The following is a 15,889-nucleotide window of genomic DNA, read 5'->3' on the forward strand; positions in this document are numbered from 1 at the left end:
AACGAAAACAATACCAATCAACCATTTGCCCCAAGATCTAAGTTTACAATTACCTATTTTCGACTTGGCCTTATTTACACGATCAGTATATTGCACAAAACCACTTTGTACAAACAAACATTTCGAGCCTGATATGCCAATTCCCAGATCAATTATCCATTATTTCAAGTATTTTAAGAAATGAAGTCCTTCACCAATTGAAGCTTTTACCCCTTCTCAAATCTACCTTACATAAAATTCCATAAATTTGATGAGTCTGAAAACGGACATTTACAATGAAGATTTATTTCAACCGAAAGCATTTATTTAAAGAAATTGATTACCCAAATCGCTACTGCAAGAAAAATCTTTTTAAAACCGTTTCCGTTATTTTTGGTGTTATCCTCGGATTTTTAATCCTCCTGAAGCCTTTTGAGGTTAGTGCATCGCAACAGAAAGTTAACTATATTATAATATGCTGCTTCCATGCATTATTACCTGCAATAATCCTGTATTTTTATTTTATTGCATTAAATCATTTACGGGCCAAGGATTCTGAAAATAAAAGCTGGTCTTTGATATGGGAATACGCACATATTGGCATTTTACTTCTTTCCACAGGGATATGTAATTTCCTGATCCGCGATCTGATTTACTTAAATCCAAATAATTGGACATGGCGTTATTTATGGGAAGAGGTGAGAAACTGTTTTGTAGCAGGTATACTTTTGTATTTTTTTATGAGGCTGGCGATATTCTATTTTGAATCAAAAAAAGATTCTTTCCTAATTTTCCAGTTTACACCGCTACCTCCTCAATTAGAAAATAATACGGCCAGTGCCTTAATTTACATCAAAACCCAGGTCAGGCAAGACGATTTCAGTTTAGATTTAAACGATTTACTTTTTGCTAAAGCAGACGGGAATTACATCGAAATAACAACCTGCAATAATAACCAACTAAATACAGAGCTAAAAAGAATTTCCCTAACACAATTTGAATCACAGCTTTTACCAAATCGTAATTTCTTCCGCTGCCACAGAACCTTCCTGGTAAACATGCATTATATAAAAAACGTGACGGGAAACTCGCAGGGCTACATGCTTTCCTTTGATCATACTGTTGATCAGGTACCCGTTTCAAGGTCGCAGCTTATTGCGTTTAATGCACTTTACCAAGAACTCCTTCTTACTCCAAAGCAGCTAGCCTAGTTGTTAATCACAAAGATTTGCTGCTGGTAACATCGACAATAAACTACGTCGTTTCCATTATATGTTTGCGTAAGTACTGGGTTAACCAAACCTGATCAACCAAGAAACACATTCTGTTATGTCATCAAAAATATTACTTCAGCAAATCACTCCAGAAAAAGCCAGCAAACTATTTTATATTGATAACCTTAAGATATTTCTAACAGCGTTAGTCATATTACATCATACTATTATCGTGTATTGCGCTCCAGGTGGATGGTACTATACTGAAAAAACAACTCACATGGCTGCTATTATACCATCAACAATTTTTGTAAGCTTAAACCAATCGTTTTTTATGGGCTTTTTTTTCCTACTGTCGGGATACTTTACGGCACCATCTTATGATAGAAAAGGCAGCTGGCAATTTTTAGGAGACCGCCTCATCAGGCTCGGCACCCCATTGTTGTTTTATTCTTTTGTGCTGTCGCCATTACTAAGTTACCTCGTTTATTATTTTTCAGAGGGTAATCACATTACTTATCTGCAATATCTTTCAGGCTATCATACCTGGATTGATTTTGGCGTACTATGGTTTGTTGCAGCCCTATTGCTATTTACATTACTTTATGTTGGCGCGAAAAACCTGATTGTTATTAAATTTAAAAAATCTATGCCAGCACCCGGTACTGGCAGCATTTTACTTTTTGCTGTTTTATTGGGGGTTCTCACCTTTTTGGTTAGAATCGTATTTCCAGTTGGTTGGGTGTTTAAACCATTTGGATTTCAGTTGGGTCACTTTCCACAATATATCGTGATGTTTATTATAGGTTTATTGGCTTATAAGAATCAATGGTTTGATGGCTTATCTTTAAAAGTTGGTAAAAGCCTCAAGCGATCTGCATGGTTAGGTTTAATGTTTTTTCCCTTGTTCTTTCTGATCAGGACTAAGCTAGACATGCCCATTGCCTGGTATTCAGGCGGTTTTCACTGGCAATCGCTATTGTATGCTGTTTGGGAGCAATGCATAGGATTTTCGATTCTGACAGCGTTATTGAGCTTGGGCAAAAATTCGTGGAATCAATCATCGCCATTATTGAGTAAACTATCCAGATGTGCCTTTTCGACTTATATTTTCCATCCATTGGTAATTACAGGAGTTTCACTTACGTTTAAATACTGGTTGGCAGATCCGGCTATCAAATTTTTAGTTCTGTCCCCATTTGTGGTAATGGGAAGCTTTTTATTAGGCTCAATTATTCTGATGATTCCAGGTATAAAAAGGATTATCTGATCATTAGGTTTGAAATAGAGCGGCTTTTTAAAATGACTGAGATGTCTAAAAATTGCCCCCCATCTTTACCATGCCCACAATTCCCAGAAACAATAAAAATTGTTGTTAGTGATCTAAACCTTAATATGGTGAGAATAAGCTTCTACATGGCAATATGTCGATTTAGCTATCCAATCCGTTTTGCAGTTGCGTAAGCTGGGCCATTTTTACTTTAAATTCCTGCCATATTTCTTCGAGGATAACGCTTGCAGGCTTGATTTCTTTCAGCATCGCCGAAACCTGACCGATTTCAAGTTCGCCATTTTCCATATCGCCTTCAAACATTCCCAGTTTCGCCCTGGCATGGCCCAAAAGATCAGCCAGTTCATTCCGGCTTGCTCCATCCGCTTCAGCATTGGCAATAGCATCGGCAAATTCATTCTTCAGTAATCTTACCGGTACCAGTTTTTTCATCGCCAGCTTAGTATCACCCTCATTAGCGGCAATAATTTTATGCTTAAATGCCGGATGAGCAGACGATTCTTCAGCCACTGCAAAAGCTGAACCGATTTGAACGGCATCAGCACCTAAGGCAAATGCAGCCAGCATGGCTTTACCACTCCCGATGCCACCAGCTGCGATGACCGGAATATTAACGAGTGCTTTAATTATCGGGATTAAACACATGGTGGTAGTTTCTTCCCTCCCGTTATGCCCACCCGCCTCAAAGCCTTCAGCAACAATCGCATCAACACCAGCTTCCTGCGCTTTTATGGCAAATTTTGTATTCGCAATTACGTGAACCACAGTAATACCCTTTTCTTTTAAAAAACTGGTCCATGTTGCAGGATTACCGGCAGAAGAAAATACAATTTCTACCTTCTCTTCAATTACCACATCTATAACTTCCTGAATATTAGGATAAAGCAATGGAATATTAACACCAAATGGCTGGTGAGTTGCCAATTTGCATTTTTGAATATGCGATCTTAATACTTCAGGATACATTGAACCTGCGCCAATAATACCCAGGCCTCCTGCATTAGAAACCGCTGAAGCCAGTCTCCAGCCACTGCACCAAACCATTCCGGCCTGAATAATCGGGTATTTAATATTAAATAGTTTACAGATTGGGTTCATGAGGAAATTTACTTTACAAATGGTTGGCAAATTATTGAAATATCATTTTATTCTGAAAGAACTCTATACAATTCTAAAATCGCATTAAATAAATTGAAATGATACCCTTATACATCAAAAAAGCCAATTTTTGATGTATAAAGTCTAAAGTGACATTAAAACTCAGGACCAAGATAAATGACCCTTTAAAACAAGCGATTTTTAAGGTTAAAGAATGAATGTTTTCTTTAAATCAGTCGCTGTACTTTGTCACTTTCAATTTTAAAATCAGCTGACAGTTGGATTAAATTCAACCCTGGCTTTTTACCAACCTCTATTGTTCCAATTTGTTGATCAAGCTCCAAAAATTCGGCTCCGTTTATTGTTGCCCAGCTCAACAGTTTTTCAAAAGAAACCTGTTTACATGTCTGCAAGGTGAGCATTTCAGATAGCATATTAAGTTGATGGTTGCTGGCCAAACTATCTGTTCCCAAGGTGATCTTTACGTTTTCATCCATTAACAGATCAACATCAGGTAAAGCATTTTCGATATACAAATTGGCCTGAGGGCAAAGGCACCAATATAAATTATTGTTACGTTCTTTTGCAAAAGCAATATCTGCTTTACTCGAAACCGTGTTATGCACCAACAATGTCTTTTGCGCATTAATATAAGGTAGCCAACTCTGTAATGATGTTTTATGAGTTGGCTCGAAGAAAGTGATGTCCAGTCCTAAAAATTCATAGAGATCTAAAAAACCACCTGTTTTATTTTCGAAAAAAGCATTTTCGTTGTCAGTTTCCTGATTGTGAACACTAATAAAGGTATTATCCTTTTCGGCTTCCTCTTTAATCAATTTAAACAATTCTGAAGATACTGAATAAGGTGCATGTGGAACAATAGATGTTTTTAGAGGTTTAAAATCCTGTTTAATTCTCTTAACATCATCCATTATGGCAACGGCCCTATCGGGATTAAAACCCATGGCCTCTATAAAGGTGTGGTAATGGATTTTACTCTTCTCTTTTACTTCTTTAGATGAAATTTGATTGGAAATATCGCCAACGGCTACAATCCCGTTTTCGAACATTTCCTGGTCGGCTGCATACATTGCCTGTTTGATCTCCGCTATATCACCCTGTCTACTTTTAATAATATGTTGTACAAATTCTACCAAACCCGTTTGCTCAGGGATTTGATTCAACATATGCGATAATTCTAAATGGCAGTGAGTATTAATAAAGCCTGGAACGATTGCTCCTTTATACTTTACGATATCCAAATCAAAGTTTTCGGTATCTTCTCTGGTTAACACTTCTTCAATTTTGCCATCTGAATTTACAACTACCACTCCGTTTTTAATTGGTGGAGTTGAAACAGGAAAGATCCAATCAGCTGAAAAATATTTTAACATATCGCAAATTAGCGGAATAAGCGGAGCAAATAAAATATTTTTCTATAGCTGCCCTATTTTGATTATAAAATCATTTTTGAAAATTACTATTCTAAAGAAATTAGAAATGTGAGAAAGAAAAAGAGCCTCCTATCGGAATCGAACCAATGACCTACTGATTACAAGTCAGTTGCTCTACCAGCTGAGCTAAGGAGGCTTTAATCGGGCTGCAATGATAGAAAAAAATCTTCTTTTTCCAAAAATTGAAAATTATTTTTTTTGAAAATATTCAGTGTGCTGTCAGATGTTACCATCTAACAGCCAATTAACCCGAAGAAATTTTTAAAATCCGTCAGATGGTAACATCTGACTGCACAAGAATTTGTTATTAATCATAAATAACGGCAAAACTTGTAGTCATTCACCACAAAGTGTGGATAAACTCCACAACATTAAAACTTTGGCACAAAATCAATACACTGTAAATCAATTATTTAAATAAAAAGATCCATTTGGCATCATTATGAAACATTAGCAAGTATTGTTACACAAATTAAATTTTAAAATATATACTATGAAAAAGTTCGTTTTAGCAGCTACAGTATTAGCATTAGCAGGATTCTCAACAGTAAAAGCAAGTGAAGTAAACGATTTTAAAACTAATGCAATTGTTGCAGTTCAAGATAGCGCAGTGAAAACTCCGGTTAAATTGGAAGAACTTCCTGAGCCAGTAACAACCGCATTAAAATCTGATGCCTACAAAGGCTGGACCGCTACTGAAGCTTGGTCGGTTAAAGAAGGTACTAAAGAGTATTATTTAATTAACGTGAAAAAAGAAGCTGAAACCGGTTCGGTAAAAATCGATAAAGACGGTAAACCAGTTCAATAATCAATACAAAATTAACGCTACATAATTAACAAGTATTTAAACAGTAACGAAAGTTACTAATCATATTAAAACGTAACATCATGAAAAAGATCATTTTAGCCGCTACTTTAGCATTCGCAGGATTCACAGCAGTACAAGCAAACGAAGTAAATACAATCAAAAATGCTGCAATTGTTGCAGTTCAAGATAGTGCAGTGAAAACGCCAGTTAAATTGGAAGAGCTTCCTGAGCCGATTACAACAGCATTAAAATCTGACACCTACAAAGGTTGGACAGCAACTGAAGCTTTCGCTGTTAAAGAAGGTACTAAAGAGTATTATTTAGTAAATGTTAAAAAAGAAGCAGAAACAGGTTCACTTAAATTTGATAAAGACGGTAAACCAGTTCAATAATCAGAAATAAATACGCCACACAGGCATAATCAATATAAGCGCAGCCTTCGGGTTGCGCATCACTAAAAAATATATACCATGAAAAAATTAATTTTATCAGCTGCGTTCTTAGCTTTTGCAGGATTCTCAGCAGTACAGGCAAGTGAAGTAAATACAATCAAAAACGCAGCAATTGTTGCAGTTCAAGATAGTGCAGTAAAAACTCCGATTAAATTGGAAGAGCTTCCTGAGCCGATTACAACAGCATTAAAATCTGACACCTATAAAGGTTGGACAGCAACTGAAGCTTTCACAGTTAAAGAAGGTACTAAAGAGTATTATTTAGTAAATGTTAAAAAAGAAGCAGAAACAGGTTCACTTAAATTTGATAAAGACGGTAAACCAGTTCAATAATTTAAAATAAATACGCCATAAAGGCATAATCAATATAAGCGCAGCCTCCAGGCTGTGCATCACTAAAAAATATATACCATGAAAAAATTAATTTTATCAGCTGCGTTCTTAGCTTTTGCAGGATTCTCAGCAGTACAGGCAAGTGAAGTAAATACAATTAAAAATGCTGCTATTGTTGCAGTTCAAGACAGTGCAGTGAAAACTCCGGTTAAATTAGAAGAACTTCCAGCCCCAGTTACAACCGCATTAAAATCTGATGCGTACAAAGGATGGACCGCTACAGAAGCCTGGTCTGTTAAAGAAGGAACAAAGGAATACTACCTGATTAATGTTAAGAAAGAAGCAGAAACTGGTTCTGTTAAAATTGATAAAGACGGTAAGCCCGTACAATAAAACCCAAATAATTACATCTACCTATGATAAGAAAGCCGGATTATGTCCGGCTTTTCTTATTTTTGTTACATGGCGAGAATCCTGATTTTAGAAGACGATACCACATTTGCTCAATTACTTGATGGTTTTTTAACCAAAAACGGTCACGAAATTACCCTTGTAACCCAAGTAAAGCAATCATTTAAGCAAGTTGAAACCAATACATTCGATTTACTTTTAATCGATTACCGCCTGCCAGACGGAACCGGATTTGAAGTGCTTACTCATCTTCGTGATTTGGGTCTTTCCATTCCGGTAATTATCATGACCAGTTTTAATGATGTCCGCACAGCGGTAAAATCTATCCAATTGGGTGCCTTTGATTACATTACCAAGCCAGTTAATCCAGATGAGTTATTAATGGTGATTAAAAATTCTTTAACTAAAAAGGATTTAAAAAGTGTTGAACCAAAAGAAATAAACAGCGATTTTATAAAAGGGAAAAGTGCAATTGCAGATAAACTGTATGAACACATTAATTTGGTAGCCCCTACAGACATGTCGGTAATTATACAGGGTGAAAGCGGCACAGGGAAAGAATTTGCAGCCAGAACCCTTCACCAGCAAAGCAAACGTGCTGATAAACCTTTCGTAGCCATAGATTGTGGTGCATTATCGAAAGATTTAGCTGCGAGCGAATTATTCGGTCACGTAAAAGGGGCGTTTACAGGAGCGCTGAATGACAAAAAAGGTCAATTTGAGGCCGCTAATGGTGGAACGTTATTTTTAGATGAAGTAGGTAACCTGAGTTACGAAGTGCAGATTAAATTGCTTAGGGCTTTACAGGAAAGGATAATCCAGCCTTTAGGCAGTACCAAACAGATTCCAGTTAATGTTCGCATCATCACGGCTACCAACGATGATCTGGCCAACAGCATGCAACAGGGGGAATTTAGAGAAGATTTATATCATCGTTTAAATGAATTCAAAATTCAGCTTCCGCCATTAAGAGAAAGGGGTGGAGATTTAGAACTTTTCATCAATCACTTTATACAATTATCAAACCGTGATTTAGACCGGAATGTTAAAAGTGTATCTGCTGAAGCGAAAGCATTGTTGTTGAGCTACGATTGGCCAGGAAACCTGCGCGAGCTCAGCAATGTGATTAAACGAATGGTTTTATTGAGCCCGGGCGATATTGCCCAGATTGGTGCATTACCTGATGAAATGATGATTTCTGTCCATCAGCAATCAGCTCCAGGAAATTCATCCGATCTGAAAGCAGTTAATGAACAGAATGAAAAAGCGTTGATTACGGAAACGTTAATCAAAGTAAGGCATAACAAATCAAAAGCTGCTAAAATCTTAAACATTGATCGTAAAACACTATATGCCAAAATGGAACGTTACGGGATAGAGTAGTTACCCGGCATTAGCATAGTCCATTTTTTCCATAAAGGCAATTAAATTATTCAGCTTTCTGATCTGTAACAGCACTTCAGATTTAGTGTTCTCCGTTAACCCTTTTTCGGCTATTTCTATTTCTAAAACTCTAAAGGCATTGGCCAATGTCTTCGAACCCATCTGTGCCGTACGCCCTGCAAGGCGATGAACCAATAACCTGCTTTTATCCTGGTCATTTTCGTCAAGGTGTTTTTTGAGTTCGGCAGCATCATCGATCGAATCTTGCTTAAAGCGGTTTAAGATTTTTTCCAGCATCTCCTGATCGCCAAAAGTCATTTTTTCTATGGAAGAAAAATCAAATTCGGGCTGCTCTGTTAATACTTCTGTTTTATCAAATATAGACAGGATATCGACCGCTCTAAACGGTTTCATAATTAAACCATCAAAACCCTCACTCAAAACCATCTCTCGCTCTTCGGGCAAAACCTGTGCAGTGATGGCATAGAATTTAATATTTTGCGGCAGTTTCTTTTTTAATAAATGGCAAAGTTCGAAACCTGTCATTTCAGGCATACGCATATCAACCAAAACATACCTTAAATCGGGGTCGGGTTCAGTATTTAAAATATTTGCTACCTGGGTAAAACTTCTATAAGGGATTTTGTTTTTCTGAAAAATCATTCCACATAAATCGAGAATTAGTTTATCATCATCAATTACCCAAACCGTACCCGGGTTTACAATTGCATAATGCTCTAAATCTAAAGCATCATTTACACGCTCAGTGGTATTTTCATATTTCATGTAAATATTAAATGTGGTACCAATGCCCGGTTTACTTTTCACATAAATTCTTCCTCCCTGAGTTTCAATCAAAGATTTAACAATAGGCAGGCCCAAACCTGTACCGGCCGGGTTAATAATATATTTTTCAGGAGATTCTATCTGCTCAAATTCATTAAATATTTTAGGAATATCTTTTTCTTCAAACCCTATTCCGGAATCCTTTATGTTAAAATGAAAATGCAGATCCTCACCTTGTTTTTTGTAAGATACAGCAAGTTTAATTTCACCTTTAAGGGTAAATTTTACAGCGTTACCCAATAAGTTAAATAAAATCTGCTTTAGTCTAAAAGCATCCCCCTTTACAAACTCCAAATCGGCAAGATCAAGTGCTGTATTTAACTGAAGTGATTTCTGTTCCGCTAATGGCCGCATTACTGAAACTACTTCATCTAAGGCTTTTTTGATATTAAATACCTGATTATTGAAGCTAAATTCTCCAGAAATAATCCGGTTATAATCTAATACCTCGTTAACAATCTGAAGTAAATGGATGGAAGACTGATAGATTGCATCTACATCTTTTTTATTGGGCACATCCTGCTGGGTAATCAGTTCGGCGTAGCCTAAAATAGACTGTAGCGGGGTTCTGATCTCGTGGCTCATGTTTGAAAGGAACCGCTGCTTCGCTTTACCATGGTATTCTGCTTCATCTTTAGCCAGCTCCAAAGCCTTTCTATACCTGTTGCTTTTTGTAATATCTGCTAAAATTAAATACAGCAGAATAACCGTTAACAGAAAAAAGATAATGATAATGGTAGTGATCTGTGTAATTCCATCATTAACTACTTCTTTAGCCTGTATACCATTCAAATCAACCTGGGCTACCGCTTCACCCTCAACCTCTCTTAAAATCTGCAGCATTTTAGCCGTTAAGGCATTACTTGCACTTGATAAGTCAGCCTCCCGTTTTAAAAATTTCTGGCTTTTCTGACGCTGTTCGAGTTCGATATTCCTTAGCGACCCCGTCATGCTTTTCATGATGCTGTCTTCGGCCTTTGCATTTAAGGTATCGCGCTTAACCTTAAATTCTTCGTTGATGATTTTATAAACATCTGATTTCTTTTTCCCAAAAAGTTTACTCAGGAAACCCCTTGATTTTTGTTCTTCTTCAGGTGCAACCGTAGTGGTTGATGTGGTCGTTTCGGTAGTTAATACTGCACTATCTGTTTGCCTGCTACGTGTAGCCACTAGCTCATTCAATTTCTGAACCTCGTCAGAGAAAGATTTGGTGTTTACGAGTGTTTCCCTTACTTTAAGGTAGTTCACAAATTGTTTATCGCGATCGGAAAGTAAATTTTTGATAGATTTTATCCTCGACAATTGCGCAGAGTCTCCACGATATAATTTACGCAGCGTATCTAAACTTGATCTTAATTTACGTGATTCCTTTAAAAAACTATAGGTGCCCTGTTTATTAAAAGCTTCATCACGTTGCAATTGATCCAACCTGGCTATCTTATGCGAAAGATCATTAACGATCCTTAACCGGTCATTTGGCGCAGAAATTTCTTCCACGGTATTCAGCATCCTGGTAAAAGCAAACTTGCTGATACCCCATGCCAATAGCAGCGCAAAACAGGCGAACAGAAAACCTATGATCACTTTACTTTTTATTGCCCGGAAGAATCGTTTCTGAATAACAGCCGCCATTAATTAGATTGTATTGGTTTAACCTTTGTAATAACGGTTTAACCTTTAAAATTGATATGTATTTATCATTTACAAATAACGTACCACAAGAAAAATTGATTAAAAAACTTTAATTTTAATCACCTCAAAAAACAAACTATGAATCGTATCGACCGACTTTTCGGAATTTTAACCCTGCTTCAATCTAGAAAATACATTACCGCAGAAAAAATTGCAGAAAGATTTAACATGAGCATACGTACAGTTTATCGTGATATTAAAGCATTAGGCGAACAAGGGATACCGGTAAGTTTTGAGCAGTATAAGGGTTATTACCTGGTGCAGGGCTATTTTCTGCCGCCTGTTTCTTTTAATATGGACGAAGCCAATGCGCTGCTGCTGGTTGAAAGTTTAGTGAATGGATTTGCTGACAATTCTATTCGCATGCATTATTCTTCAGCTTTGACAAAAGTAAAGGCAGTATTAAAAACGGGTCAGAAAGAAAAGCTCGAAACCTTAAATCAGCATATTAAATTGCAGATTCCGAAAAGACTGAATTTTAACTTTGAGTACCTGTCGCTTATTCAACACGCTATTGCAGAAAAACACCTGATCGAACTCGATTATAAAAACAATAAAGATGAGATAAGCAAAAGAGAAGTAGAGCCAATCGGGCTAATTTTCTATGCATTTAGCTGGCATTTAATTGCCTGGTGCCATTACCGGAATGAATACCGTGATTTTAATCTTACCCGGATTATCTGCCTTAAAAACCTGGGCATTCCTTTCAAAAAAACGCAGCACATGCCGCTGAGCGATTACATGCATCTGCTTCCTGTAAATTATTAAGAATCAAAAATCCCTGCATCTTTCAAACGTTGTATCACATCTTGAATATTTACAGTTGAATGGTCGCTTTTGAGGTATATTTCGGAAAGATAAACTATTTTATCAATAACAATGACATAAGTTATAACCCTTGCACCGCCGGATTTTCCTTTGTTAGTACCAGAAATAGATAATCGGATTTTATAAATGTTTTGGCCTAGATGAGTTCCTAATTCAGGATTTACTTCTAAATCATTAACAAGTTTTAATAAATCAGATTTTATGCCACGATGTTTCTTAAAGATTTTTTTAACTTCCCTTTCAAAATTAGGAACAGTTTTAATCTTAAAGCTCATCTAAAAAATCTTTGGCATCGCGTAATTCTATTTTTCCTTTCTGATGAAGGTTGATTTGTTCAAAAGAATCGTTTAAGCGCTTATAGAGTACCTGTTCAGCCCTATTTGGTGTTCTTTCTTTTGCTTTAATATTAGATGCAACCTCGTAGTTCAAGCCCAAGGCATCAAGCACAGCCTTTACGGCTTTTTCAGATTTCTTGTTTTCGATATTTACGGTTAATGTCGTCATTACTACAAAAATACAATTTTTTGAATAAAACATTTCTCAATTAAATTATTTTTTCACACTGCCATAGGGTTGTCAGTGGTCCATATTTCCTTTGTGTAAACAAATACCAAAAATCATGAGCATCGCTAACTTATTACTTATGGAATTACACACAATAGAAAAAACAAACCAGAAAAATATGGACATTATTAAATTATTATTGAAAGAATTAGAAGCCGAATTTAATACCACAAAAAAATTCCTGGCCATTGTACCGATAGAAAAATTTGACTGGGCACCGCACGAAAAAAGTATGAAAATGAAATCGCTCGCTGTTCATATTGCCGATTTGCCGAGCTGGGTTTCAATGGCTTTAACGACTGAGGGAGTAGATTTTGAAACAGCACCTTATGTAGAACAACCTGCAGAAAATGCCGGTGATCTGGTTAAAATCCTGGAGAAAAATTATGCGCTGGGAAAAGCAGAATTAGAAAAAGCAACGGAACAAGATTTAAATGGCCGCTGGGTATTGAGTATGGGCAAACAGATTTTAGCAGATTATTCGAAATATGAAACCATCCGCCATTCACTTAGCCAAACCACTCACCACAGGGCACAGCTGGGTGTTTATTTAAGATTACTTGATATTCCTATCCCAGGCAGTTACGGACCAAGTGCGGATGACCAAAATTTTTAGTTTTTAATCATTCAGAATAAGCTATCGAAACCTGCTGCGTTTCGATAGCCTGTTTTGAAATGACTTCGCGATTACCACACGACCTTGATTTTCAATCTGTGCTTTGCTACTTTTAACAATGAAAAAAATATTGGCAATCTCCGGAAGCACGAAAGCAGTATCAACCAATGCACTTTACATCACTGCCATCTCAAGGCTTTTGAGCAAAGAGTTCGAGGTAATCAACTTTTCATCCATCGCGGTCATTCCACATTTCAATCCTGATTTAGACCAGGAAAATCCACCACAGGCTGTCGAAGCGCTTCGCTCAACCATCAAAAAAGCAGATGGAATCATTATCTCTACACCAGAATACGCAATGGGCTTACCAGGCTCATTAAAAAACCTGCTTGATTGGACGGTAAGCTCAGCATCATTTTCAGGCAAACCAGTTTTAGCACTTGTTGCTTCAACTCAGGGCGAGAAAGCCTATCAGTCCATAATAGATATTTTAACCGTAATTGAAGCGAGGGTATCGCCTCAGCTTATCTCATTTGCAAAAGCGAAGATTAATAATGAGGGAGAGATTACCCATAAGGAGACTTTAACCGCACTTAAAAGCACAATCGGTTCATTTGTTGCCAGCATGAAGAATGGATAACACGATTTATTTCCGTAAAATTGCAGCATGAACAATAACTCTGCAACCCGTTTAAATAAATTCATCAGTGAAAGTGGATTATGTTCACGCCGTGAAGCAGACCGTTATATCGAAAAGGGTACAGTTTTCATCAATGGAAAAAGGGCTAAAGTTGGCGACCAGGTTTTTGCGGGCGATAAAGTGATGGTAAACGGCCATAATATCGAACCAAAAGAAGAAAGTAATTTCATCCTGTTGGCCTTTAACAAGCCTGTAGGGATTACCAGTACTACAGAAGGTAGCGTACGCGATAATATTGTTGATTACGTGAACCATAGCGAAAGGATATTCCCCATTGGCCGGTTGGATAAAGATTCGTCAGGACTGATTTTCCTCACTAACAATGGAGATATTGTTAACAAAATTTTAAGGGCAGGGAATAAACACGAAAAGGAATACCTAGTTACAGTTAATAAACCCATTACCGAAGATTTTATTTTCGAAATGAGTAACGGAGTTCCAATCTTAGGCGTAAATACTCGTAAGTGCAAAGTACGCCAGATCAGTACCTTTGTTTTCAATATCATATTAATTCAAGGTTTAAACAGGCAAATTAGAAGAATGTGCGAGCATTTTGGTTATGAAGTAACCAAACTTGAGCGAACACGCATCATGAATATTAGCCTTAAAGGCATCCCGACAGGGGAATTTAGGGAACTTACCGAAGAAGAGATGAAAGCGATTACTAAAAGTGTCGAACATTCGTCTTCTGAAGCTAAACCCAAAACAAAGAGCGCCAGCAAGAAAAAAACCAATGCCTGGGAGGAAATCCCTGAACTTAGAGAAGAACAGCCCCCAAAAGCATTCAAACCGAAATCTTCAGGTCAAAAATCTTCAGGCAAAAAACCGACAGGTCACTCAGGCTCAAAACCTACTGGCAAAAGTAATAGCACGAATAGAAATTCCAGACCAGCAAAAGGTAAGCCTGTAAGTAAGTCAAATGCTAGAGGCAGAGGAAGATAAGCTAACAAATTGTAAAATTATGTACTGATTAATAGCCTTTTAGCTTTAGTCTTTCAGCTTAACTGGTTTTTAAGTACCTTTGCAACAAATGGTAACAGCAAAAAAAACCGATATCCGTGCATTAGATCTACCTCAATTGCAACAACATCTTGTAGCGATGCAACAGCCTGCATTTAGGGCCAAGCAGATATATCAATGGCTTTGGGAAAAATCGGCTACGAGTTTCGAGCAAATGAGTAATCTTTCTAAAGATCTTCGTAAGGCTTTGGACGATTCTTTTGCTATTAATGCTGTTCAGGTTAACAACTCTCAGTTCAGTAACGACCATACCATTAAAAATACATTCAGGTTAGCAGATGGTAATATTGTAGAGGGGGTTTTAATTCCCCTGGAAGATCGCATGACTGCTTGTGTGAGTTCGCAGGTTGGCTGCAGTTTAACTTGTAAGTTCTGTGCAACCGGGTATATGGACCGTAAGCGTAATTTAAACGCTGATGAGATTTATGACCAGGTAGTATTAATTGATAAACAAGCGAAGCAGAATTATAACAATCCCCTTACCAATATTGTGTATATGGGCATGGGAGAGCCGCTGTTAAATTATGCCAATGTATTGAAGTCGATTGAGCGTATTACCGCTCCTGATGGCTTAAACATGAGCTATAAGCGCATTACGGTTTCTACTGCCGGTATTGCTAAAATGATCAAGAAACTAGGTGATGATGGTGCAAAATTTAATCTTGCATTATCCCTACATGCAGCTGATGATAAAAAGCGTAATGAGATTATGCCCATTAATGAAGCCAACTCATTAAAAGCATTGGCAGATGCGCTTAAATACTATTTCGCTAAAACCAAAAATCCGGTAACCTACGAATACATTGTTTTTAATCATTTTAACGATGAGATTTCGGATGCAATGGATTTAGCCAAATTCTGCAAACATATTCCTTGTAAAGTAAACCTCATTGAATATAACCCCATTTCTTTCGCCGATTTCACTAACGCAGAAGGAGATAAGATCGATGCATTTTCGAATTATTTGAAAAGCCAAGGGATTAATACCAATATCCGCCGTAGCCGTGGTAAAGATATTGATGCCGCTTGTGGGCAATTGGCCGTTAAGGAAGAAGCGAACGCTTAAGCCATCTACTACAATATTCTTAATATCAATCTCTTTCATTTTTTGGAGCGCAGTTTCCTGTGCATTTAGCTTGCGTTCGGTCCTGCTGTACGCTTAATCCTTTCGGGAAACCATTCTAACATAAGCAATCGAAC

17 protein-coding genes and 1 tRNA gene are annotated in these 15,889 nt (G+C 37.2%); 12 read left to right on the forward strand and 6 right to left on the reverse strand.

Annotated features, from left to right (window positions below; all coding sequences use genetic code 11):
• The first annotated feature begins 275 nt into the window (after nt 1-275).
• Nucleotides 276-1,190 carry a LytTR family DNA-binding domain-containing protein gene (locus IM793_RS13950; RefSeq protein WP_193422303.1) on the forward strand — a complete coding sequence of 305 codons (915 nt, stop codon included), beginning with the start codon at nt 276-278 and terminating at the stop codon, nt 1,188-1,190.
• A 118-nt stretch (nt 1,191-1,308) separates the two neighbouring features.
• Entirely contained in the window at nt 1,309-2,463 is a 1,155-nt protein-coding gene (locus IM793_RS13955; RefSeq protein ID WP_193422305.1) for an acyltransferase family protein, read from the forward strand.
• Between the two features lie 162 nt (nt 2,464-2,625).
• On the opposite strand, the gene IM793_RS13960 is transcribed toward IM793_RS13955, so the two are convergent.
• From IM793_RS13960 to IM793_RS13970, 3 genes are all read right to left on the reverse strand, one after another.
• Nucleotides 2,626-3,582 (reverse strand): nitronate monooxygenase family protein, encoded by a 957-nt coding sequence (locus IM793_RS13960; RefSeq protein WP_193422307.1) that lies wholly within the window; start codon nt 3,580-3,582, stop codon nt 2,626-2,628.
• 227 nt (nt 3,583-3,809) lie between these two features.
• On the reverse strand, nt 3,810-4,976 hold the full coding sequence (locus IM793_RS13965; protein WP_193422309.1) for an amidohydrolase family protein: 1,167 nt from the start codon (nt 4,974-4,976) through the stop codon (nt 3,810-3,812).
• A 123-nt stretch (nt 4,977-5,099) separates the two neighbouring features.
• Nucleotides 5,100-5,172: transfer RNA gene (locus IM793_RS13970), tRNA-Thr, on the reverse strand.
• 357 nt (nt 5,173-5,529) lie between these two features.
• Here IM793_RS13970 and IM793_RS13975 point away from each other — a divergent pair.
• The 5 genes from IM793_RS13975 (at nt 5,530) to IM793_RS13995 (ending at nt 8,423) form a co-directional block, all read left to right on the forward strand.
• Nucleotides 5,530-5,844, forward strand: coding sequence for a hypothetical protein (locus IM793_RS13975; RefSeq protein ID WP_193422312.1), 315 nt, complete (start codon nt 5,530-5,532; stop codon nt 5,842-5,844).
• Nucleotides 5,845-5,924: 80 nt separating this feature from the next.
• Nucleotides 5,925-6,236, forward strand: coding sequence for a hypothetical protein (locus IM793_RS13980; protein ID WP_193422314.1), 312 nt, complete (start codon nt 5,925-5,927; stop codon nt 6,234-6,236).
• Nucleotides 6,237-6,314: 78 nt separating this feature from the next.
• Nucleotides 6,315-6,629 (forward strand): hypothetical protein, encoded by a 315-nt coding sequence (locus tag IM793_RS13985; protein ID WP_121287363.1) that lies wholly within the window; start codon nt 6,315-6,317, stop codon nt 6,627-6,629.
• Nucleotides 6,630-6,707: 78 nt separating this feature from the next.
• Entirely contained in the window at nt 6,708-7,022 is a 315-nt protein-coding gene (locus tag IM793_RS13990; RefSeq protein ID WP_057931901.1) for a hypothetical protein, read from the forward strand.
• A gap of 69 nt (nt 7,023-7,091) precedes the next feature.
• Entirely contained in the window at nt 7,092-8,423 is a 1,332-nt protein-coding gene (locus IM793_RS13995) for a sigma-54 dependent transcriptional regulator (RefSeq protein WP_193422316.1), read from the forward strand.
• On the opposite strand, the gene IM793_RS14000 is transcribed toward IM793_RS13995, so the two are convergent.
• A complete protein-coding gene (locus IM793_RS14000) occupies nt 8,424-10,901 on the reverse strand; it encodes an ATP-binding protein (RefSeq protein ID WP_193422318.1) in 2,478 nt (825 codons plus the stop codon).
• A gap of 138 nt (nt 10,902-11,039) precedes the next feature.
• Between IM793_RS14000 and IM793_RS14005 the strand changes: the two genes are divergently transcribed.
• A complete protein-coding gene (locus IM793_RS14005) occupies nt 11,040-11,729 on the forward strand; it encodes a YafY family protein (RefSeq protein WP_193422319.1) in 690 nt (229 codons plus the stop codon).
• On the opposite strand, the gene IM793_RS14010 is transcribed toward IM793_RS14005, so the two are convergent.
• Complete coding sequence (locus tag IM793_RS14010; RefSeq protein ID WP_193422321.1) at nt 11,726-12,064, reverse strand: type II toxin-antitoxin system RelE/ParE family toxin; 339 nt, start codon at nt 12,062-12,064, stop codon at nt 11,726-11,728. The two genes, IM793_RS14005 and IM793_RS14010, sit on opposite strands and share 4 nt — an antisense overlap.
• Nucleotides 12,054-12,293 (reverse strand): hypothetical protein, encoded by a 240-nt coding sequence (locus IM793_RS14015; protein ID WP_193422323.1) that lies wholly within the window; start codon nt 12,291-12,293, stop codon nt 12,054-12,056. Before IM793_RS14015 ends, IM793_RS14010 begins: the two co-directional genes overlap by 11 nt.
• Nucleotides 12,294-12,432: 139 nt before the next feature.
• Between IM793_RS14015 and IM793_RS14020 the strand changes: the two genes are divergently transcribed.
• The 4 genes from IM793_RS14020 to rlmN all read left to right on the forward strand — a co-directional run bounded on the left by IM793_RS14020 (nt 12,433) and on the right by rlmN (nt 15,755).
• Nucleotides 12,433-12,969 carry a DinB family protein gene (locus tag IM793_RS14020; protein ID WP_227256256.1) on the forward strand — a complete coding sequence of 179 codons (537 nt, stop codon included), beginning with the start codon at nt 12,433-12,435 and terminating at the stop codon, nt 12,967-12,969.
• 118 nt (nt 12,970-13,087) lie between these two features.
• A complete protein-coding gene (locus IM793_RS14025) occupies nt 13,088-13,609 on the forward strand; it encodes an NADPH-dependent FMN reductase (RefSeq protein ID WP_193422325.1) in 522 nt (173 codons plus the stop codon).
• 27 nt (nt 13,610-13,636) lie between these two features.
• Nucleotides 13,637-14,611, forward strand: coding sequence for a 23S rRNA pseudouridine(2604) synthase RluF (gene rluF, locus IM793_RS14030; protein WP_193422327.1), 975 nt, complete (start codon nt 13,637-13,639; stop codon nt 14,609-14,611).
• A gap of 88 nt (nt 14,612-14,699) precedes the next feature.
• Nucleotides 14,700-15,755, forward strand: coding sequence for a 23S rRNA (adenine(2503)-C(2))-methyltransferase RlmN (gene rlmN, locus IM793_RS14035; protein WP_121287348.1), 1,056 nt, complete (start codon nt 14,700-14,702; stop codon nt 15,753-15,755).
• The last annotated feature ends 134 nt before the right edge of the window (nt 15,756-15,889 follow it).

The sequence above is a fragment of the Pedobacter sp. MR2016-19 genome (genome assembly GCF_014947265.1).
Lineage (GTDB): Bacteria > Bacteroidota > Bacteroidia > Sphingobacteriales > Sphingobacteriaceae > Pedobacter.

Bases quoted from the DNA above. Each gene is read 5' to 3' on its own strand.
- IM793_RS13950 (WP_193422303.1), top strand. From the start codon at position 276: ATGAAGATTTATTTCAACCGAAAGCATTTATTTAAAGAAATTGATTAC.
- IM793_RS13955 (WP_193422305.1), top strand. From the start codon at position 1,309: ATGTCATCAAAAATATTACTTCAGCAAATCACTCCAGAAAAAGCCAGC.
- IM793_RS13960 (WP_193422307.1), bottom strand. From the start codon at position 3,582: ATGAACCCAATCTGTAAACTATTTAATATTAAATACCCGATTATTCAG.
- IM793_RS13965 (WP_193422309.1), bottom strand. From the start codon at position 4,976: ATGTTAAAATATTTTTCAGCTGATTGGATCTTTCCTGTTTCAACTCCA.
- IM793_RS13975 (WP_193422312.1), top strand. From the start codon at position 5,530: ATGAAAAAGTTCGTTTTAGCAGCTACAGTATTAGCATTAGCAGGATTC.
- IM793_RS13980 (WP_193422314.1), top strand. From the start codon at position 5,925: ATGAAAAAGATCATTTTAGCCGCTACTTTAGCATTCGCAGGATTCACA.
- IM793_RS13985 (WP_121287363.1), top strand. From the start codon at position 6,315: ATGAAAAAATTAATTTTATCAGCTGCGTTCTTAGCTTTTGCAGGATTC.
- IM793_RS13990 (WP_057931901.1), top strand. From the start codon at position 6,708: ATGAAAAAATTAATTTTATCAGCTGCGTTCTTAGCTTTTGCAGGATTC.
- IM793_RS13995 (WP_193422316.1), top strand. From the start codon at position 7,092: ATGGCGAGAATCCTGATTTTAGAAGACGATACCACATTTGCTCAATTA.
- IM793_RS14000 (WP_193422318.1), bottom strand. From the start codon at position 10,901: ATGGCGGCTGTTATTCAGAAACGATTCTTCCGGGCAATAAAAAGTAAA.
- IM793_RS14005 (WP_193422319.1), top strand. From the start codon at position 11,040: ATGAATCGTATCGACCGACTTTTCGGAATTTTAACCCTGCTTCAATCT.
- IM793_RS14010 (WP_193422321.1), bottom strand. From the start codon at position 12,064: ATGAGCTTTAAGATTAAAACTGTTCCTAATTTTGAAAGGGAAGTTAAA.
- IM793_RS14015 (WP_193422323.1), bottom strand. From the start codon at position 12,293: ATGACGACATTAACCGTAAATATCGAAAACAAGAAATCTGAAAAAGCC.
- IM793_RS14020 (WP_227256256.1), top strand. From the start codon at position 12,433: ATGGAATTACACACAATAGAAAAAACAAACCAGAAAAATATGGACATT.
- IM793_RS14025 (WP_193422325.1), top strand. From the start codon at position 13,088: ATGAAAAAAATATTGGCAATCTCCGGAAGCACGAAAGCAGTATCAACC.
- rluF (WP_193422327.1), top strand. From the start codon at position 13,637: ATGAACAATAACTCTGCAACCCGTTTAAATAAATTCATCAGTGAAAGT.
- rlmN (WP_121287348.1), top strand. From the start codon at position 14,700: ATGGTAACAGCAAAAAAAACCGATATCCGTGCATTAGATCTACCTCAA.